Origin of the sequence: Streptomyces sp. NPDC048441 (genome assembly GCF_043200235.1) — a bacterium.
Classification (GTDB): Bacteria; Actinomycetota; Actinomycetes; order Streptomycetales; family Streptomycetaceae; genus Streptomyces.
This window is the reverse complement of record NZ_JBICXM010000011.1, coordinates 197961-217336: the sequence shown is the minus strand read 5'-3', so window position 1 is coordinate 217336 and position 19376 is coordinate 197961. Positions and strand designations below refer to the sequence as shown.

The following is a 19376-nucleotide window of genomic DNA, read 5'->3' as shown; positions in this document are numbered from 1 at the left end:
CCCGATCCCGCCCCTTCCCGAACTGGGCTCCGCCCTCTCATGCGCACCGTCCATCACCGGAGGCGTCCACGCTGTGGGGCGGGACGATCTCACCCGGCGGACACCCGGAAGTCGGCCCACCCCGAGCCGCTAGGCTCACCCCGTGGCTGAGATCCGGATTCCCGCTGACATCAAGCCCGCCGACGGACGTTTCGGCGCGGGCCCCTCCAAGGTGCGCACGGAGGCTCTGGACGCGCTCGCCGCCACCGGCACCTCTCTGCTCGGCACCTCCCACCGCCAGGCCCCGGTCAAGAACCTGGTCGGCAAGGTGCGCGAGGGTGTGCGCGACCTCTTCTCCCTCCCCGAGGGGTACGAGGTGATCCTGGGCAACGGCGGCTCCACCGCCTTCTGGGACGTCGCGACGCACGGCCTGATCGAGAACAAGTCGCAGCACCTCAGCTTCGGCGAGTTCTCCTCCAAGTTCGCGAAGGCCTCGAAGCTCGCCCCGTGGCTCGCCGAGCCCACCGTGATCACGAGCGACCCCGGCACGCACCCGGAGCCGCAGGCCGAGGCGGGCGTGGACGTCTACGCGTTCACCCACAACGAGACCTCGACCGGCGTCGCGGCCCCCATCAAGCGCGTGGCCGGCGCGGACGCGGGTTCCCTCGTCCTGGTGGACGCCACCTCCGGCGCGGGCGGCCTCCCGGTCGACATCGCCGAGACGGACGTCTACTACTTCGCCCCGCAGAAGTCCTTCGCGTCGGACGGCGGTCTGTGGATCGCCGCGTTCTCGCCCGCCGCGATCGAGCGTGCCGAGCGCATCCACGCGTCGGGCCGCCACGTACCGGAGTTCTTCTCGCTCCCCACGGCGATCGACAACTCCCGCAAGAACCAGACGTACAACACCCCGGCCCTCGCCACGCTCTTCCTGCTCGCCGAGCAGCTTGAGTGGATGAACAGCCAGGGCGGGCTCGACTTCACGACCGGCCGCACGGCCGCGTCGTCGCAGGCGCTGTACGGGTGGGCCGAGGAGTCCAAGTACGCGACGCCGTTCGTCACGGACCCGGCCAAGCGGTCGCAGGTCATCGGCACGATCGACTTCGCGGACGAGATTGATGCGGCGGCGGTGGCGAAGGCCCTTCGGGCTAACGGCATCGTGGACACGGAGCCGTATCGGAAGCTGGGCCGGAACCAGCTTCGTGTGGCGATGTTCCCTGCGATTGATCCTGCGGATGTCTTGGCGCTCACGAAGTGCGTGGACTATGTCATTGGGCAGCTTTAGCTTCGGCAGCTCCTAGGCGGAGGGGGCGCCGGGCAGGTATCACCTGCCCGGCGCCCCCTTTGCGTTGACCGGCTCGGCTCTCACCCGCGGATGCGTCGTGGCTGGTCGCGCAGTTCCCCGCGCCCCTTCGGGCGCCCTCTCAGCGCACCCCTCACCTGCTCAGTTGCTTGAACTTTCTTACCGCTAGTGGCAGGAACAGGAGTGAGACTGCCACCGGCCACACCACCGCCATCAGTACCGCGTTCTGCTCGACCCAGCTCGCCCCGCCCGCCCCGGGGTTGCCGAACAGTTCGCGTGCTGCCGTGCCCGTGGAGGACACCGGGTTCCATGCGGCGATCGGCGCCAGCCAGTCCGGCATCAGGGACGGGGCCACGAAGACGCTGGAGATCATCGTCAGCGGGAAGGCGACCGCGTAGAGGCCGCCCGCCGCCTCCGGGGTCGGTACGACGAGGCCCAGGAACACGCCCACCCAGATCAGGCTGAACCGCAGGAACAGCAGGAGCCCGAAGGCCGCCAGGGTCTCTGGCAGCCCCTCGCTCGACCGCCAGCCGATCGCGAGCGCGGTGAGCGCGAGGATCGTCAGCTCGGCGCAGGCCACGATCAGGTCGGCGAGGCCGCGCCCCGCCGCCACCGCCGAAGGCGCCATCGGCATCGAACGGAAGCGGTCGATGACGCCCTTCGTCGAGTCCGTGACCACCGCCATCGCGGTGTTCATGAAGCCGAAGGCCATGGTCATCACGAACATGCCCGGCATCAGGAACTGCTTGTAATCGCCGTCCTCACCCCCGCCCGGCACCTTCATCGCCTCGCCGAAGACGAACCCGTACAGAAGCACGGAGATGATCGGGAAGCCCAGTTGCCAGGCGATGTTGACGGGCTGGCGCTGGAAGTGGGTGAGGTAACGGCGGGTGACGTTCCAGGTGTCGGCGAGCGCCCAGTAGAGGCGTCCGCGCGAGGGCTGGGTGTCCATGGCATCCACGGTCTGTACGGCGCTCATGCCGCGACCCCCGTCTTCTCGTCGGTGTCGGCGGCCGGTTCCCCTGCCGTATCCGTCTCGTTCTCCGTGCGGTGTCCCGTGAGCCGCAGGAACACGTCGTCGAGGCTCGGCCTCCGCAGTCCGATGTCCTCCACCGCGACCCCCTGGTCCCGCAGCGTCCGCGCCACGTCCGTCAGGGCGCCGACCCGGTCCGTCACGGCCGCCTGGACGCGCCGCTCCAGGGCGACGGATTCCGGTACGCCTTCGGCGACGCGGGACACGGCGGTCCATGCCGCCCCGAGGTCGGCGGCATCGCGCACCACGACCTCCAGATAGCTGCCGCCCACGGTGTTCTTGAGGCCGTCCGGGGTGTCGTCGGCGATGGCGCGGCCCTGGTCGATGACGGTGATCCGGGATGCCAGTTTGTCGGCCTCGTCCAGATACTGGGTGGTGAGCAGCACGGTCGTGCCGTCCGCGACCAACTTCCTTACGGTGTCCCAGACTTCGAGGCGGCCTCGCGGGTCGAGCCCGGTGGTCGGCTCGTCCAGGAAGAGGACGGCGGGCGCGAGGATCATCGAAGCGGCGAGGTCGAGCCTGCGCCGCATTCCGCCGCTGTACTGGCCCGCCCCCTTGTCGGCCGCGTCCACCAGGTCGAACTGATCGAGGAGCTCCTGCGCGCGCCGCGCGGCCCGCTTGCCGCCCAGGTGGAAGAGGCGGCCGAACATCTCCAGGTTCTGCCGCCCGGTGAGGACCTCGTCGACCGCCGCGTACTGGCCGGTCAGGCCGATGCGGCCGCGTACGACATCGGGGCTGCGTACGACATCGGCGCCCGCCACCTCCGCTCGCCCGCCGTCGAGCCGCACCAGCGTCGAGAGGATGCGTACGGCGGTGGTCTTGCCCGCGCCGTTCGGGCCGAGCAGTCCGTGCACCGTGCCGCGTGCGACGCGGAGGTCGAAGGCGTCCAGGGCCCTCTTCTCCCCGTAGCGCTTGTCGAGCCCCTCGGCCCGCACCGCGTATTCGTTCTCGCTCACTGCCCCTCCAGTCTTTGAGTACGCCGTACCCAGTGGAGAGTACACCGTACTCAATTTCTTGGGTACGGTGTACTCAATAAGCGATCCGACGATTAAGGTGAGCGCCATGACGAGCACGAACGGCGGCGGCACCGACGGCAGCAGCAGCGACGAAACCCAGCGCACCGGCGGCGACATCACCCGCAGCCTGGAACTGCTCTGGGGCGGGGGTGAACGTCCCACGCGGGGCCCCAAGCCCGGCCTCACCCTGGACCGGATCGTCACCGAGGCGGTGCGCCTCGCGGATGCCGAGGGGCTCACGGCGGTCTCGATGCGCCGCCTGTCCACCGAGCTCGGCACCGGCACGATGTCCCTGTACCGCTACGTCCCCGGCAAGGGCGAACTGCTCGACCTGATGCTGGACCGCGTGTACACACCGGCGGGCGAGGCCGAGCCCCCGAGCGGCGGCTGGCGCCAGGCCATGGAGGCGTACGCCCGCGAGACGCTCGTCCTCTACCACGCGCACCCCTGGCTGCTCCAGGTCAACCAGGCCCGCCCGGTACTCGGGCCCGGCTCGGTCGGCGGCCTGGAGCGGACCCTGTCCGGCATCAAGTCGATGCGCCTGACCGACCCCGAGCTGATCGGGGTGATCGTCATGGTCGAGGGGTACGTCACCGGGGTCGCCCGCACCCAGGTGCACGAGGTGGAGGCGGTGAAGAAGAGCGGCCTGACGGACCGGGCGTTCTGGGAGGCGCAGTACCCGACCCTCCACCGGATCATGAGAAGCGGCCGCTACCCCCACCTCGCAGGCCTCTCCGAGGATGCGTTCGGCTCGGACTTCGACCACTTCGAGTTCGGCCTCCAGCGCCTGCTCGACGGTCTCGACGTACTGGTGGCCCAGCGTGAGGAGGGAGAGGAGAACGGCGCCCGGGTCGCCCGGGGGGCATGACAAACCAGGTGATCACTGCCTAGATAGAGACATGACGCCGAAACCCGCGAATCACGCGAATCCCGGAGAGAATCCCGGAGCGAGCCCCGCTCTCGCCCCGTTCGTGAAGCAGTACGCCGTCCTGCTCACGAGCCACAAAAAGGACGGCACGGGCGTGGGCACCCCGGTCAGCATCGTCGTCGAAGGCGACCACGCGTACGTCCGCACCTACGCCACGTCCTGGAAGGCCAAGCGGATGCGCCGCAACCCCCAGGTCGAGATCGCCCCGTCGACGCTGCGCGGCTCGCCGACCGGGCCCGAGATCAAGGCGCGGGTACGGCTCCTCGACCAGGGCAGCGAGGAGAACAAGCACGCGTCGAAGCTGATGCGGCGCAAGCATCCGGTCATGCACGGGGTCCTCGTCCCGCTCGCGCACAAGGTCAAGCGGGACAAGACGCTGCATTACGAGGTGCGGGTGCTGGACGAGTAGCCCCGGCCCCACCCCAGCCCCGCTACTTCCGCTACTTCCGCTACTTCCGCCGGAACATCCGCTTCAGTCCGAAGAAGGCGGCGAGCACGACGGCGACGGCCAGCGCGCCCATCTTGACGTCACCGCCGAACCCAGAGGCCCCGCCCGCCCCGGCCTCACCTGAACTCCCGCCGCTTGAGGACGAGTTGTGGCCTCCGCCCGCGCCATCCACCGCGACGGCCTCGACTTCGCTCTGCTCGCCCTCGGTGCCGTACATGAGGGTCGTCCCGTCCAGGGTGTACGTCACGGACTCGCCCTGCCGCTGCAACGGCACGCTCAGCCGCCCCTCGCGCTCGGGCTTCTCGCCGTCGCCCTTCCAGGCGTACGAGACACCGCCGAAGTATCCGCGCAGCGAGAGCTGCTTGCCGTCGGGCGAGAAGGCGCCGTCGGTGGTCCAGAGCCCCGTACTGGCCACGCGCTTGAAGACATTGACTCCGGAGGCGGACATCTGGGCGGGCCCTTCGTAGAGTGCGCCACCCTCCTCCTTCTTGTCGGCGATGTAGATCCGCCCGGTCTTGGGATGCACCATGAGCGCCTCTGCATCCCGCGCCCCGTCCGCGTACTTCACCGTGTACTGGGTGGCGCGGACCGTCTGGTCGCCCAGCTTCTTCGGCTCGGGCAGCTTGTAGATCCATACGTGGGACCAGGTGCCGCCCAGGTTGTCGCCGATGTCGCCGACGTAGATGTTGCCGTCGCTGCCGACGGAAATGGCCTCGACGTCACGGGGCGTCCCGACGCCGGTCATGGTGACGGTGGCGACGGTCTTCCCCGTCCTGCTGTCCACCGCGTAGAGGAGCGCCCCGCCCTTGTCCTGGTCGTTGTGCGTCCAGTAGACGCCCGGGTGGGCACGGGACGCGGCGAGGCCGCTGGACTCGATGATGCGGGGGTCCTTGACGGTGAACCCTTCGTGGCTGTCATCGGCGGCGGCATGACCAGCGGTGGCAAGGAGGACCAGGCACCCGGCACTCATGGCGCCAATGGCACCCCTGGCACCCCTGGCACCCAGCAAGGAACAACGCAGTGAACGCATGGGCCCAAGCCTGCCACCCCCACCCGGCAGGGCGGGTGTTCAGCCTCACATCGCAGGCCGGGGCGTTGATCCGGGATGATGAGCGGATGCTCAGGTTCATGTTCGTCGGCGATTCGATGACGATCGGAAGCGCGGGGGAACACACCTGGCGCTACCGCATGTGGCAGCACCTGCGGGCGTCGCTCGGTGACGCGCGTTTCGCCGTGGTGGGCCCCCGCCGGGCGCTGCACGACAAGGCCACGGGCGAGCCGGTCTCGTACGCGTACGCCTGCGAGGACCCGGACTTCCCCCGCCACCACTTCGCAGGCTGGGGCGAGGGCTGGCTGCACATGGCGCCGCAGATCGCGGATGCGGTGCGGCGCGATCGCCCCGACGTCCTGCTGATCTCCCTGGGCCTGATCGACCTGGGCTTCTACACGAACGCGGAACAGACAGCGCGGAACATGCACGCCTTCGTCGCGGCAGCGAGGTCGGCGAACCCGCACATCCGGATGGTCATGCTCCCGGTGATCCCGAACGTCCGGGCCAGGACGGACGCCCCCTTCGCGACGGAGGTGTCCCGCTTCAACACGCTCCTCGCGAAGGCGGTGGCGGACCTGGACACGGGCCCGTCCCCGCTGCTCCTGGCCTCGTCACCGCTGTCGTACGAGATCGAGAACGACACATACGACGGGACGCACCCCAACGGAAGCGGCGAGCACAAGCTGGCTGCGGCGTTCGCGGAGGCGATGCATCAGGCGTGGGGAGTGGGGGCGCGGTACGAGCCCGCACCCCCAGCCCCTCTCCGCCCCCTGAACGATCTCTCCCCTACCGGCTGAAGTTGGCCTTGAGGGCCTTGAGCCCGGCGATGTCCCACTTCGTGTACTGCCCGGCGTACTTCCTGGCGCGGGCGTCGGTGCCGCCCTTGGCCCTGCCGTGACCCCCGTTGGGGGAGCACATCACCGGCAGGTCCTTGCTGCTGTTGGAGACGCACTCGTACGGGTCGGCGGTCTTGTTCGCGTCCGGGCCGTCCACATTGGCGTGGTCGAGCCCGATCGAATGCCCCACCTCGTGGCTCATCATGTTCGACACGCGCGCCGGAGACGCCGCCCAGTCCCCCGGGATCCAGTACTCACTGTCGACCCATATCCACCCGCCCCACGCACTCTGGTTACCGCTCGCCGAGCAGGGGTGCGCCTGGGAGTAGCCGGGCTTGTTGCCGGGGGTGAAAGGCCGGTACTTCAGCCCCACGGCGATGACGTGACGCTCGGCGGTGGAGCAGGCCGTCTCCTCCTTCTGATAGCCGCCGGCCAGCGTGAACTTGGTGCCGGTGACCGAAGTCAGCTGGGCGGCGGTCTTCTTCAACTGCGCCCTCAGCTGGGCCTCGGCGGCCTTGGTCCGCGCGGCGTTGAGCTTGGTGTCGGCCGCCTTGGGCTTGACGATCTTGATGACGTACGGGTCGGGGCTGAGCGACTGGATGCCCCGCTGCTTGAGGATCTTCCACCCGGTGCCCTGGTAGACGTCCCCCGCGGCGTGAGCCGGATTACTGAGTGCGACGAGCCCTACGGCGGCGGCGAGAACGCCGAGCGAGCGGGCAATCTTCTTCACGGTCATGCCCCGCATCCTCGCCCACCCCACCAACAACTCCCCAACACCCCCTCCTTCGCCGGACCGCCCTGATCGGCATCGCGGTGGAGCGGGCAGGGCGGCGCGGGCCGATGGAGGTGGCGTTGCGGCGGGTCATGTACCGGGGGTATCGGAGGTGAGGGCGCGGTGCGGGCGGCGCCTCACGCGCCTCACGTGGCCCGCGTCAGCCGGTTCGCCAGCGTCGACATCGTGTACGTACCGATGCCCATGACCACCTCCAGGGCGTTGCGCTCCGTGTGGCCCGCCGCCAGGAACCTCTTCAGCTCCTCGTCCCCGACGCCCCCGGCTGCGGCAAGCACCTCCAGCGTGAACTGCCGTACCGCGTCCAGCCGTTCATCACCCGGCGCCCGCCCTTCCTGCAACGCGGCGATCAGCTCGGCGTCCGCGCCCAGCTTCCGCAGTTTGGCGGTGTGGATGGTCACGCAGATGTGGCACTCGTTGCGTACGGCGACGGTCATGACGACGACCTCCCTGGCCACCGGTTCCAGCGTCGTCCGATCGAAGGACGCGCTCAACTCCAGGAAGCCGTTGAGCAGTTCGGGCGACTCGGCGAGGCGGGCCACCGCGCTCGGCGTTCTACCGAAGGCCGCGGCCGTGCGCTCCATCGCGGCGCGCGACTCCGCGGGGGCGGTTTCCACGGTGTGCTCAGCGAACAAGGCGAACGAGGCAGACAAGGTGTACCCCTTACGATGGACAACATGGTTGACGGAAATAAAGTAAACCAGGTTGTCGATTCTGGCAAGGTGAACGACCCTCCGGCGGACGACGTACGCGGCGACGACGTACGCGGCTTCGAGCTGCCGCTCCTCCTCTTCGCCGGGTTCCGCACCCTGATCGACCGGCTGCACGCCGAGCTGGCCCGCCAGGGCCACCCCGAAGCCCGCCCGGCCCACGGCTTCGCGATGCAGGCGATCGGCGTGCGGGGCGCGAGCGCGAGCGACGTAGGCCGCCGGCTCGGCGTCTCCAAGCAGGCCGCGGGCAAGACCATCGACCGCCTGATCACCCTCGGCTACGCGGAACGCACCGACGACCCCGCCGACGCCCGCCGCAAGCTGGTCCGCCTCACCCCGCACGGCATCGACATGCTGCGCCGCTCGGCGGCGATCTTCGACGAGCTGCGGGGGGAGTGGGCCGGGCAGCTCGGCGCGCGACGCCTGGACGCCCTCCAGGACGACCTGCGCTCGGTCGTCCCCCCGGAGGCGTTCCGGCTCGACGCGGCGGGGTGGCTCGGCGGGTCGTGACCTTGTCTCCGTGCGTATCGTTGTACTGCGCGGCTGTGCTCGACCGAGAGGCGGCCGGGGAGGAGCGCCACGATGACCGTCGTAGAGACCGACAGGATCGAGATGGCTGACGACAACGCCGAGTGGAGCTTGGACCAATGGTTCGAGCTGATCGAGCGGATGGCCCCCGAGGGAATCAAGGCAGAAGTCGTCGAGGGGGCCGTCTACATGGTGCCGCAGCGTGACAGTCACTGGGACATCATCCGCAGGATCGTGCGAGCTGTGGAGGACCAGTTCGGCATGAAAGTCCTGGTCAAGTCGGACGTACGGATCGACTTTCCAGGCCATGACAACGGCTTCTGCCCAGACGTGGCAAAGCTGCGAGACGGGGCCAAGAAGGACGAGCGTGGCCGCTGGAACTACGAGGACGTCGAGTTTGTCACCGAGGTCATCTCACGAGGGACCGGCTTGAACGACTACGGGCCGAAAAAGGCCGCGTACGCCGAAGCCGAGGTCCCCGTCTACCTCATCGCCGATCCGTACCAGGGCCGGTGCCACGTCTACACCCATCCCAAGAATGGCGATTACCTCACGGTGTCGAGGTCCGACTTCGGCGACGAGGTCGACCTGACCGGCACCGTCGTCGACCTGGTCCTCAAGACCGACGAGTTCCCCCGCGACTGACCCACCCCCCCTTGCATAGAGCGCACTCCAAGTCGTTGGCTGGGCAACCATGAAGTACACGCAGCTGGGACGCACAGGACTCAAGGTCAGCCGACTCGCGCTCGGGACCATGAACTTCGGGCCGCTGACCAACGAGTCCGACAGCCACACGATCATGGACGCCGCGCTCGCCGCGGGCATCAACTACTTCGATACCGCCAATGTCTACGGCTGGGACGAGAACAAGGGCCGCACCGAGGAAATCATCGGCACCTGGTTCGCCCAGGGCGGCGAGCGGCGCGACAAGGTCGTGCTCGCCACCAAGATGTACGGGAACATGGCCCTCGACGGGAAGCCCGCCTGGCCCAACCACGATCTGCTCTCGGCGGTCAACATCCGCCGCTCCGTGGAAGCTTCGCTCAAGCGGCTGCAGACCGACTACATCGACATCTACCAGTTCCACCACATCGACCGCCGCACTCCCTTCGAGGAGATCTGGCAGGCGATCGACACCCTCATCACACAGGGCAAGATCCTTTACGCGGGGTCGTCGAACTTCCCCGGATACAAGATCGCCCAGGCCAACGAGATCGCCAAGCGGCGCGGCAGCTACGGCCTCGTCAGCGAGCAGTGCCTCTACAACCTCGCCGAGCGCAGTGCCGAGATGGAGGTCATCCCGGCCGCCCAGGACTACGGCCTCGGCGTCATCCCCTGGTCGCCGCTGCACAGCGGGCTGCTCGGCGGCGTACTGAAGAAGGAAGGCGAGGGCAAGCGGCGCGTCGGCGGGCGGGCCGCATCGGAGCTCGCCAAGCCCGAGGTGCGCGCGCGGGTCCAGGCGTACGAGGACCTGCTCGACAAGCACGGCCTCGCGCCCGGTGAAGTGGCGCTCGCCTGGCTGCTCACCCGGCCCGGCGTGACCGGGCCGATCGTCGGTCCTCGCACCTCTGAGCAGCTCTCCAGCGCTCTGCGCGCGGTCGAGCTCGAACTCTCGGGTGAGCTGCTCGATGCTCTGGACGAGATCTTCCCGGGGCCTGGTCCCTCGCCGGAGTCCTTCGCCTGGTAAGGCCTACGCCTGTGCGGCCGCGGTCATCGCAAGGGGCATCGCCTCACTGGCCGACCGCGGCCGCCACTGCCACCACGACGAACATCAGCACGAGCACACCGGCCATGATCCGGTTCCTGGTTTTCGGGTCCACGTAGTCGAGGTTAACCGGCCCCGCCGAGCGGCCATCGACCGACCACCTCGTAACGGGGCCGCTCCCCCGGCACTCCGCTCCTGGGCAGATTGCTTCGTACGAGGGTCAGCTCGGTCACGGTCCACTCCCCGCCCTCGAACCCGGCAAGATCCTCGACGTACGGGCGAAGGTCCTGCTGCTCGCGGCCACGGGCCAGCGTCAGGTGCGGGCGGAAGTGGCGGTGCTCCTCCATGGTGATGCCGGACTTGTGGGCCGCGGCGTCCGCGCGGCCCGCGAGGATGCGGAGGGCCTCAACGTCGCCCTTGGCCCCTGCCCACAGGGCCCGGTCGCCGAAGTGACCGCCGCCGTGGAGGGAGAGGGGGAAGGGTGCCGTGCGCTTCGCCGCTCGGGACAGCCGCTCGGACAGCTCCGGGACGGTGCCGTCCTCGACCTCGGACATGAAGGCCAGGGTGAAGTGCCAGCTTTCGCGGCGCGTCCAGCGGAGGGTTTCGGCGCCGGGCAGGGTCTTCAACTTCTCCACTGCGTGGGCCAGTTCGTCCACCGGCGCTGCGGGCGGCAGGAGGGCCGCGAAGAGTCTCATAGGGAGAGTCTGGCCTCCGGCGCTTCTCTCCCCGATCCCGCCCCTTCCCGAAGCTGGGGCTCCGCGGCGAAGCCGGTTTCGGGAAGGGGCGGGATTGGGGAAGGCATCCCGCATGGACAGCCACATAACCATCCGCCCCGCCGGACCCGCCGACATCCCCACCGTCCTCGCCCTCTTCGACGACGCCGTCGCCTGGCTCGTATCGCAAGAACGCACCGGGCAATGGGGCGACAAGCCCTGGTCGGGCAACCCGAAGACCGTCGCTCTGGTCGAGAAGTATCTGACCACCGGTTCCGCCTGGATCGCGGAGATCGGCGGCGAACCCGTCGGCACCGTGACCCTCACCGACGGCCCGGGGGCGTACATCCCGGCGGTGGAAGAGCCGGAGCGCTATATCCACCTGCTGGCCGCCCGGCACGGCACCGGCGCGGGCAGCGCCCTCCTCGCGCACGCGGCGGAGGAAACCCGGCGACAGGGGATCTCCCTGCTCCGGGTCGACTGCTACGCGGGCGGTGACGGCAAGCTCGTCGCGTTCTACGAGCGCAACGGCTTCACGCGGACCGAGGCCTTCCTAGAGAAGGACGGCACCTGGCCGGGCCAGATCCTGGCCCGGCGGGTGTGACCGGCCAAGGGCTCACGCCGCCGTAGCCAACTGCTCTCGCGGCACGAACTGCACATGCTGCCGACCGCGCCGCAGATCCACCTTCAGCCGCAGGTTCGCGGCGCGGGCCAGCATCAGGCCGACACCGACGGCGGCGACCGCGCATATGAGCCCGCCGATGGCCATGCTGATCCGGACGCCGTAGGCGTCGGCGAGCCAACCGAAGAGCGGGCCGCCCAGCGGCGTACCGCCGGTGAAGACCATCATGAACAGCGCCATGACACGGCCCCGCATCTCCGGGTCCGTGGCCATCTGGACCGAGGAGTTGGCGGTGACGTTCACCGTCAGGCCGAGGATGCCGATCGGGACGATCAGCGCGACGAACATCCACAGCTCGGGCGCGAACGCGGCCACGATCTGCAGGACGCCGAAGGCGATCGCGGCCCCGGCGAGCAGCCGAAGACGCGAGGTGCCGCGGCGGGCCGCGAGCAGCGCGCCCGCCAGCGAGCCGATCGCCATCAGGGTGTTGAAGAGCCCGTACATCCCCACGCCGCCGTGGAAGATGTCGTCCGCGAAGGCGCTCAGCCAGATCGGGAAGTTGAACCCGAAGGTGCCGACGAAGCCGACGAGGACGATCGGCCAGATCAGCTCGGGGTGCTTGGAGACGTAGTTCAGGCCTTCCTTCAGCTGTCCCTTGCCCCGCGGCTTGCGCGGGGTGTGGTGCAGCTCGCTCGTACGCATCAGCAGCAGGCCGGTGAGCGGCGCGAGGAAGGACAGGCCGTTCGCGAGGAACGCCCAGCCGGGGCCGACGGCCGCGGTCAGACCACTCGCCACGGCGGGTCCGACGAGGCGCGCGGACTGGAAGTTGGCGGAGTTCAGCGATACGGCGTTGCGGACCTGGTCGGGTCCCACCATCTCGGACACGAAGGACTGCCGGGTCGGGTTGTCGACGACCGTGACGAGGCCGGTGAAGAAGGCCGCGAGGTAGACGTGCCAGACCTGGACGTTGCCGCTCAGGGTGAGCGCGGCCAGGAAGAGACCGCTGATGCTCATCGCACCCTGGGTGCAGAAGAGCAGCTTCCGCTTGGCGAAGCGGTCGGCGATGACGCCGCCGTACAGGCCGAACAGGAGCATCGGCAAGAACTGCATCGCGGTGGTGATGCCGACCGCTGCCGAGGATCCTGTAAGGCTCAGGACCAGCCAGTCCTGGGTGATGCGGGCCATCCAGGTGCCGGTGTTGGAGACAACGGCGCCGGAGGCGAAAAGCCGGTAGTTGCGGATCTTCAGCGAGCTGAACATCGATGACTTCGCGGCAGGGGTTTTGTCGAGGGCGGTTGGTGCGGGGGCGGAGTCTGCTCCGGATCCCGTACTCAAAGGCGGTTCGCCTCCTTGGCGTCGTACGGCAGTGCCGATAGGTCTGGTGAATCCGAGTGCGGGTGGGGGTGCGGGTGCGGGTGCGGGTGGGGGTGGGGGTGGGGCTTACAGATGCGCGAGCTTCTCCAGTACCGGAGCGGCCGCGCGCAACCGCGCCCACTCGTCCTCGTCGAGGTCCTCGACCAGACCGGCGAGCCAGGCGTTCCGCTTGCTGCGGCTCTCCTCGAGCATCGCTTCGGCCGTCTCCGTCTGGGTCACCACCTTCTGGCGGCGGTCCTCGGGATGCGGCTCGAGCCGGACGAGACCCTTGGCTTCGAGCAGCGCGACGATGCGGGTCATCGACGGCGGCTGCACATGCTCCTTGCGGGCCAGCTCACCGGGGGTGGCGTGGCCGCAGCGGGCGAGCGTGCCGAGTACCGACATTTCGGTCGGGCTCAGCGACTCGTCGACCCGCTGGTGCTTGAGTCGACGGGAGAGGCGCATCACGGCGGAGCGCAGAGAGTTCACAGCGGCGGCGTCGTCACCATGGGAGAGGTCCGGCATGTTCGTTAGAGTAACTCATTACTCTGGCTAAAGACCACTCGGTTCCCGCGCTACGGGCCACGGAACCCTTTCGTCACCCATATGAGTGAGGCGACTTCGGAAAGTGAGACACGGCCGCGGGGGCGGCAGCGACCCTGTCACGCATGGGATCGACAGTGCTCAGCCTGCGGATAGACGGTGAGCTGCTCGAGCGGCTCAAGCGGCACGCCGCCAAAAGGGGAATGAGCGTCCAGGACTATGTCGTCGGGACGCTCATCCGTGATGACTTCGACGAGCGCTTCCAGAGCGCCGTCGAGGAGACAGAGAGGTTCTACGGGGCGGCCTGACCGACGCGCCCGAAGGGGCGCGGGGAACTGCGCGCCCAGCCCCCACGGGCCCGCAGAGAAGAACGAGCCTACGTAAGCCCCAGCGCCGGCATCAGGTAGTAGAACCCGAACACCGCCGACACCACGTACATGGCGACCGGCACCTGCCGCCCACGGCCTGCGGCCAGCCTCAGCACGGTGAAGCTGATGAAGCCGATGCCGATGCCGTTCGTGATCGAGTACGTGAACGGCATCATCAGCATCGTCAGGAACGCCGGGATCGCGATGGTGAAGTCGGCCCAGTCGATCTGGCCGATGGACCCGGACAGGATCAGGAAGCCGACCGCGAGCAGCGCGGGCGTGGCCGCCTGGGACGGGACCATCGTCGCGATGGGCGTGAGGAACAGCGCGACGGTGAAGAGACCGCCGGTGACGATGTTGGCGAAGCCCGTACGAGCGCCTTCGCCGACGCCCGCCGTGGACTCCACGAAACAGGTGGTGGCCGACGAGGACGAGGCGCCACCGGCGGCGACGGCGATGCCGTCGACGAAGAGGACCTTGTTGATGCCCGGCATGTTGCCGTTGGCGTCGGTCAGCTTGGCCTCGTCGCCGATGCCCATGATCGTGCCCATGGCGTCGAAGAAGCAGGACAGAAGCACGGTGAAGACGAAGAGGATGCCGGTGAGCAGGCCGACCTTCTCGAAGCCCCCGAACAGACTGATCTGACCGACGAGCCCGAAGTCCGGCGACGCGACGGGGTTGCCCGGCCACTCGGGCGTCGTCAGGCCCCAGGAGGGAATCGTCGCCACCGAGTTGATGACCATCGCCGCGATCGTCATGACGACGATGCTGATCAGGATCGCGCCGGGCACCTTGCGGACGAGCAGGCAGAGCGTGAGCAGCGCGCCGAGGACGAAGACCAGGACGGGCCAGCCGGTGAGATGACCGTTGCCGCCCAGTTGCAGCGGCACCGTGGTGTGCGCGGCGTCCGGGATGCGCGAGACGAAGCCGGAGTCGACGAGGCCGATCAGCATGATGAAGAGGCCGATACCGATCGCGATGCCCTTGCGCAGGCCGAGTGGCACGGCGCTCATCACGCGCTCCCGCAGACCGGTCGCCACGAGCAGCATCACGACGAAGCCGGCGAGGACGACCATGCCCATCGCGTCGGGCCACGACATGCGCGGTGCGAGCTGGAGGGCGACGACGGTGTTCACACCGAGTCCGGCCGCGAGCGCGATCGGGACGTTGCCGATGACGCCCATCAGGAGCGTGGTGAAGGCGGCGGTCAGCACGGTCGCGGTGACCAGCTGCTTGTTGTCGAGCTGGTGCCCGTACATGTCCTTCGCGCTGCCGAGGATGATCGGGTTCAGCACGATGATGTAGGCCATCGCGAAGAAGGTGGCGAAGCCGCCGCGGACCTCCCGGACGAGGGTCGAGCCCCGTTCGGTGATCTTGAAGAAGCCGTCGATACCACCCTGCGGGGGCATCGGCGGCTCTTTGGCGTCGACCGGAGCGGTGGCCGAGGAAGACATGCGGGACCTCGTGGACTCAGAGAAGGGGAAGATCGTTAAGTAGTGGCTGCCGGTGATCAATTTGTTTGTTCTTACGAAAACAACCAGCCATTAACGAGTCGTTTCAGTATGAATACATGAGGGGGAAATCGCTATCTCCGCGCGTAGACCCTTGCCCCAACCGGGCACACAAGCCCTGCATCGGCGCTGCATCAGCCCCCTAGGGGCCCCGCCCCGAGTACTCGTAAACTGTCCGCATGGAGAAGTGGACCCCCAAGCACGACGCGCCTGAGCCCCTGGAGGGCCCCGTCGTCGCCACCATCACGGGGGGCACGATCCTCTGGTTCGTCCTCTTCCTCGTGCAGCTGCCGTTCTACGGCTGGTTCGACGACCGCGACGCCACCTGGTGGGTGTGGACCTGCCTGGCCGGCGCGGGCCTCGGCCTGATCGGCATCTGGTACGTACGGGGCCGCGAGGCCGCGATCAAGCAGGACGCGGAGAGCAGGACCGCGGCTGCCCCCGAGTAACCCTCCCGTACTACCCCGGGAGGGTCCGTGTCCTACCGTGGTCGGATCTTTGGGGCACTCGAGGGGTGAACCCCTCATCTCGCCCGTACCGTCGAGTGCATGACGCATATCGACGCGGGCGCCGAGCTCGACCCGGTCCATCCGGTGGCGCTCCCCACCGGACGTGCCACGGGGCTGAGCGCCGCCGAGGTCGCCGAGCGGGTCGCACGCGGCGAGGTCAACGACGTACCCATCCGCAGTTCGCGCTCGACCAACGAGATCGTCCGGGCGAACGTCTTCACCCGTTTCAACGCGATCATCGGCGTGCTCTGGCTGATCATGCTCTTCGTCGCGCCGATACAGGACAGCCTCTTCGGCTACGTGATCATCGCCAACACCGGCATCGGCATCATCCAGGAGCTGCGCGCCAAGAAGACCCTGGACGGACTCGCGGTCATCGGCGAGGCCAAGCCCACCGTGCGGCGCGACGGCAGGGCGGCCGAGATCTCCACCTCCGAGATCGTCCTCGGCGATCTGGTGGAGCTGGGGCCGGGCGACAAGATCCCCGTCGACGGCGAGGCGGTCGAGAGCGACAGCCTGGAGATCGACGAGTCCCTTCTGACCGGTGAGGCCGACCCGGTCATCAAGAAGCCCGGCGACAAGATGATGTCGGGCTCGTTCGTGGTCGCGGGCGGCGGCGCGTTCACCGCGACGAGGGTCGGCCGCGAGGCGTACGCGGCACAGCTCGCCGAGGAGGCGAGCCGCTTCACGCTCGTCAACTCCGAGCTGCGGAACGGCATCTCCACGATCCTCAAGTACGTGACGTGGCTGATGATCCCGACCTCGATCGGCCTCGTCATCAGCCAGCTCGTCGTCAAGGACGACAACTTCAAGGAGTCCGTCGCCTACACCGTGGGCGGGATCGTCCCCATGATCCCGGAGGGGCTCGTGCTCCTCACGTCGGTCGCCTTCGCGATCGGCGTCATCCGCCTGGGCCGCCAGCAGTGCCTCGTCCAGGAGCTCCCCGCGATCGAAGGCCTGGCCCGCGTCGACACGGTCTGCCTCGACAAGACCGGCACCCTCACCGAGGGCGGCATGGACGTGACCGAGCTGCGCCCCCTGAACGGCTCGGACGAGGCGTACGTACGCAAAGTCCTCGGCGCCCTCGGCGAATCCGACCCACGGCCGAACGCATCCCTCCAGGCGATCATCGACTCGTACCCCGACAGCGTCGAGTGGCGCTGCACCGAGTCGCTGCCCTTCTCATCGGCCCGCAAGTACAGCGGCGCCTCCTTCAGCGAGGGCGACGGCGACAACTCGACGTGGCTGCTCGGCGCCCCTGACGTCCTGCTGCCCGCCGAAGACCCGTCCCTCGCCGAGATCGAGGACCTCAACCAGCAGGGCCTGCGTGTGCTGCTCCTCGCCCGCGCCGCCGGTGAACTCGACGACCCGGACGTGGCCGCCGGGGCCCGCGCCACCGCCCTGGTCGTCCTGGAGCAGCGGCTCCGCCCGGACGCCGCCGACACTCTGCGGTACTTCGAGCAGCAGGACGTCAGCGCCAAGGTCATCTCCGGTGACAACGCGGTCTCGGTGGGCGCGGTCGCCGGAAAGCTGGGCCTGCCGGGCGCGGAGAACACCGTGGACGCCCGTCGGCTGCCCACGGAACAGGGCGAGATGGCGGAGTCCCTGGACGCCAACTCGGTCTTCGGCCGGGTCACTCCACAACAGAAGCGCGACATGGTGGGCGCCCTCCAGTCACGCGGCCACACGGTCGCGATGACGGGCGACGGCGTGAACGACGTCCTAGCCCTGAAGGACGCCGACATCGGCGTCTCGATGGGCTCGGGCTCGGAGGCGACGCGGGCGGTGGCCCAGATCGTGCTCCTGAACAACAGCTTCGCGACACTGCCGTCGGTGGTCGCGGAGGGCCGCCGGGTCATCGGCAACATCACGCGGGTCGCGACACTGTTCCTGGTGAAGACGGTCTACTCGGTCGTCATCGCGCTACTGGTGGTCTGCTCGCAGGTGGAGTACCTGTTCCTCCCCCGCCACCTGACGCTGCTCTCGACCCTCACGATCGGCATCCCGGCCTTCTTCCTGGCCCTGGCCCCCAACAAGGAGCGGGCCAAGCCCCACTTCGTACGAAGGGTCATGCGGTACGCCATCCCGGGCGGGGTCGTCGCGGGCGTCGCCACCTTCTGTACGTACCTCCTGGCACGGCACCACTACGCGGGCGCGGGCGCACGGGAAGCCGAGACCAGCGCAGCCACGCTGGCGCTGTTCCTGATCGCCATGTGGGTCCTCGCGATCATCGCCCGCCCCTACACGTGGTGGCGGCTCTGCCTGATCGGCGCGATGGGTCTCGGCTTCCTGCTGGTGCTGACCGTGCCGTGGCTCCAGGACTTCTTCCAGCTGAAACTGGTGGGCACGACGTTGCCGTGGGCGGCGGTCGCGATCGCGGCGGCGGCCTCACTGGTCATCGAGGTCATCTTCCGCTGGGTGGACCGCCGGTTTCCGGCGTAGTCGGGTGCTGGGTACTAGTTGACGTCCACGAAGTCACTGGTCGACGTGACGGCCGGGGTGGTCGATGTGCCCGCGAAGACGTAGCGGTAATAGCCGTCCGCGGAGGCCGTCACCGTGGTCTTCAGGTTGCCCTTGTAGTCGGACGTGACCGTCTTCAGAGTGGAGTAGGAGGTCGCACCCTTCTTCTTGTACTGGAGCTTCACGGACTGCTTGGTGTAGCCCGCGTACTTGGAGGTCTCCCAGTTGGCGCGGGTCAGGGCGCCGGTGACCGTGAGGGTCTTGCCCTTCTTGATGGGCTCTGGGGAGGCGTTGGTGGTGAGGCGGGCATTGCGCTGCATGCTGGCGTAGCCGAACGTGTCCTTGGTGACGTAGTCGCCGTCGTTGCCGATCGCGTTCGCCGACACCTTCCACTTGCCGGCCAGGATGTTGCTGTAGAGGTCGAGCGTCGGGTCGACCGTGACGTTGACCGTGCAGGTGGAGGTAGTCGCGTCGACGACCTTGCACGTGGCCCCGTCCTCATCGGAGAACAGCAGGCCGTCGATGTCGTTCTCGATGTCCGAGCCGTGCCACAGGAAGGCATCGGCGTCGTAGATGCCCTCGAGGTCGGTCGCCGTGATGGCGACGGTGAACTTCTTCTTCTCGGTGGTGCCGACCACGATGTTCTTGCCACCGTTGACGGCGACCTTCGTGATCTCGGTGTCGCCTACGGCCTCGTCGACGGGGGCGTTGGCTTTGAAGGGCGCGAAATTCGGGACGCTCGGCCCGTCGGCCGCCTGAGCGGCCGGGACGACGAGTGCGGACAGAGCCAGGGTGCCGGTCAGTGCGGCCACGGTGGCACGGATGCGCATGTGTTTCCCCAGGTGGGAAGGGGGTTCCGCGGTGCATTGGGGGCTGTCACGCGGAGCCCGGTGATCTAGGAGTCTGTTGACTCGGAAGATCAGACCCGCGAGCGAGGCCTCTGGTTGTACGGGAAGTGAAGATTTTGTGACCG

Annotated in this window: 21 protein-coding genes; 11 read left to right on the top strand and 10 right to left on the bottom strand. The window is 68.4% G+C overall.

Annotated elements, in window-relative coordinates; genetic code table 11:
* Positions 1–142 precede the first annotated feature (142 nt).
* Positions 143–1261, top strand: coding sequence for a phosphoserine transaminase (serC, locus tag ACGFSB_RS26580; protein WP_393404062.1), 1119 nt, complete (start codon positions 143–145; stop codon positions 1259–1261).
* A 151-nt stretch (positions 1262–1412) separates the two neighbouring features.
* Here the strand turns inward: serC and ACGFSB_RS26575 are convergent, their stop codons facing one another.
* Positions 1413–2258, bottom strand: a complete 846-nt coding sequence (locus ACGFSB_RS26575) for an ABC transporter permease (protein WP_393404059.1) — start codon at positions 2256–2258, stop codon at positions 1413–1415.
* Entirely contained in the window at positions 2255–3268 is a 1014-nt protein-coding gene (locus tag ACGFSB_RS26570; RefSeq protein WP_393404056.1) for an ATP-binding cassette domain-containing protein, read from the bottom strand. Before ACGFSB_RS26570 ends, ACGFSB_RS26575 begins: the two co-directional genes overlap by 4 nt.
* Before the next feature lie 106 nt (positions 3269–3374).
* On the opposite strand from ACGFSB_RS26570, the gene ACGFSB_RS26565 reads away from it, so the two are divergent.
* Both ACGFSB_RS26565 and ACGFSB_RS26560 read left to right on the top strand, forming a co-directional pair.
* Positions 3375–4196, top strand: a complete 822-nt coding sequence (locus ACGFSB_RS26565; RefSeq protein ID WP_393404053.1) for a TetR/AcrR family transcriptional regulator — start codon at positions 3375–3377, stop codon at positions 4194–4196.
* Between the two features lie 31 nt (positions 4197–4227).
* Positions 4228–4665, top strand: coding sequence for a PPOX class F420-dependent oxidoreductase (locus tag ACGFSB_RS26560; protein ID WP_393404050.1), 438 nt, complete (start codon positions 4228–4230; stop codon positions 4663–4665).
* A 40-nt stretch (positions 4666–4705) separates the two neighbouring features.
* Here ACGFSB_RS26560 and ACGFSB_RS26555 read toward each other — a convergent pair whose 3' ends face one another.
* On the bottom strand, positions 4706–5674 hold the full coding sequence (locus ACGFSB_RS26555) for a WD40 repeat domain-containing protein (protein WP_393404047.1): 969 nt from the start codon (positions 5672–5674) through the stop codon (positions 4706–4708).
* A gap of 146 nt (positions 5675–5820) precedes the next feature.
* Here ACGFSB_RS26555 and ACGFSB_RS26550 point away from each other — a divergent pair, with 146 nt between their 5' ends.
* Positions 5821–6552, top strand: coding sequence for a GDSL-type esterase/lipase family protein (locus ACGFSB_RS26550; RefSeq protein ID WP_393404044.1), 732 nt, complete (start codon positions 5821–5823; stop codon positions 6550–6552).
* On the opposite strand, the gene ACGFSB_RS26545 is transcribed toward ACGFSB_RS26550, so the two are convergent.
* Positions 6542–7327 carry a hypothetical protein gene (locus tag ACGFSB_RS26545; protein ID WP_393404041.1) on the bottom strand — a complete coding sequence of 262 codons (786 nt, stop codon included), beginning with the start codon at positions 7325–7327 and terminating at the stop codon, positions 6542–6544. The two genes, ACGFSB_RS26550 and ACGFSB_RS26545, sit on opposite strands and share 11 nt — an antisense overlap.
* A gap of 182 nt (positions 7328–7509) precedes the next feature.
* Positions 7510–7965 (bottom strand): carboxymuconolactone decarboxylase family protein, encoded by a 456-nt coding sequence (locus ACGFSB_RS26540; RefSeq protein WP_393404257.1) that lies wholly within the window; start codon positions 7963–7965, stop codon positions 7510–7512.
* Between the two features lie 84 nt (positions 7966–8049).
* On the opposite strand from ACGFSB_RS26540, the gene ACGFSB_RS26535 reads away from it, so the two are divergent.
* The 3 genes from ACGFSB_RS26535 (at position 8050) to ACGFSB_RS26525 (ending at position 10306) form a co-directional block, all read left to right on the top strand.
* Positions 8050–8601, top strand: a complete 552-nt coding sequence (locus ACGFSB_RS26535; RefSeq protein WP_393404038.1) for a MarR family winged helix-turn-helix transcriptional regulator — start codon at positions 8050–8052, stop codon at positions 8599–8601.
* Positions 8602–8673: 72 nt separating this feature from the next.
* Positions 8674–9264: a Uma2 family endonuclease gene (locus ACGFSB_RS26530; protein ID WP_393404036.1), complete on the top strand. Its 591-nt coding sequence runs from the start codon at positions 8674–8676 to the stop codon at positions 9262–9264.
* Positions 9265–9313: 49 nt separating this feature from the next.
* Positions 9314–10306: an aldo/keto reductase gene (locus ACGFSB_RS26525; protein WP_393404033.1), complete on the top strand. Its 993-nt coding sequence runs from the start codon at positions 9314–9316 to the stop codon at positions 10304–10306.
* A 143-nt stretch (positions 10307–10449) separates the two neighbouring features.
* Here the strand turns inward: ACGFSB_RS26525 and thpR are convergent, their stop codons facing one another.
* Positions 10450–11019, bottom strand: coding sequence for an RNA 2',3'-cyclic phosphodiesterase (thpR, locus tag ACGFSB_RS26520; protein ID WP_393404031.1), 570 nt, complete (start codon positions 11017–11019; stop codon positions 10450–10452).
* Positions 11020–11131: 112 nt separating this feature from the next.
* On the opposite strand from thpR, the gene ACGFSB_RS26515 reads away from it, so the two are divergent.
* Positions 11132–11641: a GNAT family N-acetyltransferase gene (locus ACGFSB_RS26515; RefSeq protein ID WP_393404028.1), complete on the top strand. Its 510-nt coding sequence runs from the start codon at positions 11132–11134 to the stop codon at positions 11639–11641.
* Positions 11642–11653: 12 nt separating this feature from the next.
* Here ACGFSB_RS26515 and ACGFSB_RS26510 read toward each other — a convergent pair whose 3' ends face one another.
* Positions 11654–12994 (bottom strand): MFS transporter, encoded by a 1341-nt coding sequence (locus ACGFSB_RS26510; RefSeq protein WP_393404026.1) that lies wholly within the window; start codon positions 12992–12994, stop codon positions 11654–11656.
* A 105-nt stretch (positions 12995–13099) separates the two neighbouring features.
* Positions 13100–13537 (bottom strand): MarR family winged helix-turn-helix transcriptional regulator, encoded by a 438-nt coding sequence (locus ACGFSB_RS26505; RefSeq protein ID WP_393404023.1) that lies wholly within the window; start codon positions 13535–13537, stop codon positions 13100–13102.
* A 143-nt stretch (positions 13538–13680) separates the two neighbouring features.
* On the opposite strand from ACGFSB_RS26505, the gene ACGFSB_RS26500 reads away from it, so the two are divergent.
* Positions 13681–13863, top strand: a complete 183-nt coding sequence (locus tag ACGFSB_RS26500; RefSeq protein ID WP_393404021.1) for a ribbon-helix-helix protein, CopG family — start codon at positions 13681–13683, stop codon at positions 13861–13863.
* 68 nt (positions 13864–13931) lie between these two features.
* On the opposite strand, the gene ACGFSB_RS26495 is transcribed toward ACGFSB_RS26500, so the two are convergent.
* Positions 13932–15377: an NCS2 family permease gene (locus ACGFSB_RS26495; protein ID WP_393404019.1), complete on the bottom strand. Its 1446-nt coding sequence runs from the start codon at positions 15375–15377 to the stop codon at positions 13932–13934.
* Between the two features lie 236 nt (positions 15378–15613).
* Between ACGFSB_RS26495 and ACGFSB_RS26490 the strand changes: the two genes are divergently transcribed.
* Together ACGFSB_RS26490 and ACGFSB_RS26485 are read left to right on the top strand one after the other, a co-directional pair.
* The gene (locus ACGFSB_RS26490; protein WP_393404017.1) at positions 15614–15883 is read left to right on the top strand and encodes a DUF2530 domain-containing protein; all 270 of its coding nucleotides are present in this window, start codon (positions 15614–15616) and stop codon (positions 15881–15883) included.
* Positions 15884–15982: 99 nt separating this feature from the next.
* Positions 15983–18385 (top strand): HAD-IC family P-type ATPase, encoded by a 2403-nt coding sequence (locus ACGFSB_RS26485; RefSeq protein WP_393404014.1) that lies wholly within the window; start codon positions 15983–15985, stop codon positions 18383–18385.
* A gap of 14 nt (positions 18386–18399) precedes the next feature.
* Here the strand turns inward: ACGFSB_RS26485 and ACGFSB_RS26480 are convergent, their stop codons facing one another.
* Positions 18400–19233 carry a DUF5707 domain-containing protein gene (locus ACGFSB_RS26480; RefSeq protein WP_393404011.1) on the bottom strand — a complete coding sequence of 278 codons (834 nt, stop codon included), beginning with the start codon at positions 19231–19233 and terminating at the stop codon, positions 18400–18402.
* Between the last annotated feature and the right edge of the window lie 143 nt (positions 19234–19376).

What these genes read in the sequence shown, in the direction of transcription:
- ACGFSB_RS26575 (WP_393404059.1), bottom strand. Translation starts at nt 2,258, where the DNA reads ATGAGCGCCGTACAGACCGTGGATGCCATGGACACCCAGCCCTCGCGC.
- ACGFSB_RS26565 (WP_393404053.1), top strand. Translation starts at nt 3,375, where the DNA reads ATGACGAGCACGAACGGCGGCGGCACCGACGGCAGCAGCAGCGACGAA.
- ACGFSB_RS26560 (WP_393404050.1), top strand. Translation starts at nt 4,228, where the DNA reads ATGACGCCGAAACCCGCGAATCACGCGAATCCCGGAGAGAATCCCGGA.
- ACGFSB_RS26555 (WP_393404047.1), bottom strand. Translation starts at nt 5,674, where the DNA reads ATGAGTGCCGGGTGCCTGGTCCTCCTTGCCACCGCTGGTCATGCCGCC.
- ACGFSB_RS26550 (WP_393404044.1), top strand. Translation starts at nt 5,821, where the DNA reads ATGCTCAGGTTCATGTTCGTCGGCGATTCGATGACGATCGGAAGCGCG.
- ACGFSB_RS26545 (WP_393404041.1), bottom strand. Translation starts at nt 7,327, where the DNA reads ATGACCGTGAAGAAGATTGCCCGCTCGCTCGGCGTTCTCGCCGCCGCC.
- ACGFSB_RS26540 (WP_393404257.1), bottom strand. Translation starts at nt 7,965, where the DNA reads ATGGAGCGCACGGCCGCGGCCTTCGGTAGAACGCCGAGCGCGGTGGCC.
- ACGFSB_RS26535 (WP_393404038.1), top strand. Translation starts at nt 8,050, where the DNA reads ATGGACAACATGGTTGACGGAAATAAAGTAAACCAGGTTGTCGATTCT.
- ACGFSB_RS26530 (WP_393404036.1), top strand. Translation starts at nt 8,674, where the DNA reads ATGACCGTCGTAGAGACCGACAGGATCGAGATGGCTGACGACAACGCC.
- ACGFSB_RS26525 (WP_393404033.1), top strand. Translation starts at nt 9,314, where the DNA reads ATGAAGTACACGCAGCTGGGACGCACAGGACTCAAGGTCAGCCGACTC.
- thpR (WP_393404031.1), bottom strand. Translation starts at nt 11,019, where the DNA reads ATGAGACTCTTCGCGGCCCTCCTGCCGCCCGCAGCGCCGGTGGACGAA.
- ACGFSB_RS26515 (WP_393404028.1), top strand. Translation starts at nt 11,132, where the DNA reads ATGGACAGCCACATAACCATCCGCCCCGCCGGACCCGCCGACATCCCC.
- ACGFSB_RS26505 (WP_393404023.1), bottom strand. Translation starts at nt 13,537, where the DNA reads ATGCCGGACCTCTCCCATGGTGACGACGCCGCCGCTGTGAACTCTCTG.
- ACGFSB_RS26500 (WP_393404021.1), top strand. Translation starts at nt 13,681, where the DNA reads ATGGGATCGACAGTGCTCAGCCTGCGGATAGACGGTGAGCTGCTCGAG.
- ACGFSB_RS26495 (WP_393404019.1), bottom strand. Translation starts at nt 15,377, where the DNA reads ATGTCTTCCTCGGCCACCGCTCCGGTCGACGCCAAAGAGCCGCCGATG.
- ACGFSB_RS26490 (WP_393404017.1), top strand. Translation starts at nt 15,614, where the DNA reads ATGGAGAAGTGGACCCCCAAGCACGACGCGCCTGAGCCCCTGGAGGGC.
- ACGFSB_RS26485 (WP_393404014.1), top strand. Translation starts at nt 15,983, where the DNA reads ATGACGCATATCGACGCGGGCGCCGAGCTCGACCCGGTCCATCCGGTG.
- ACGFSB_RS26480 (WP_393404011.1), bottom strand. Translation starts at nt 19,233, where the DNA reads ATGCGCATCCGTGCCACCGTGGCCGCACTGACCGGCACCCTGGCTCTG.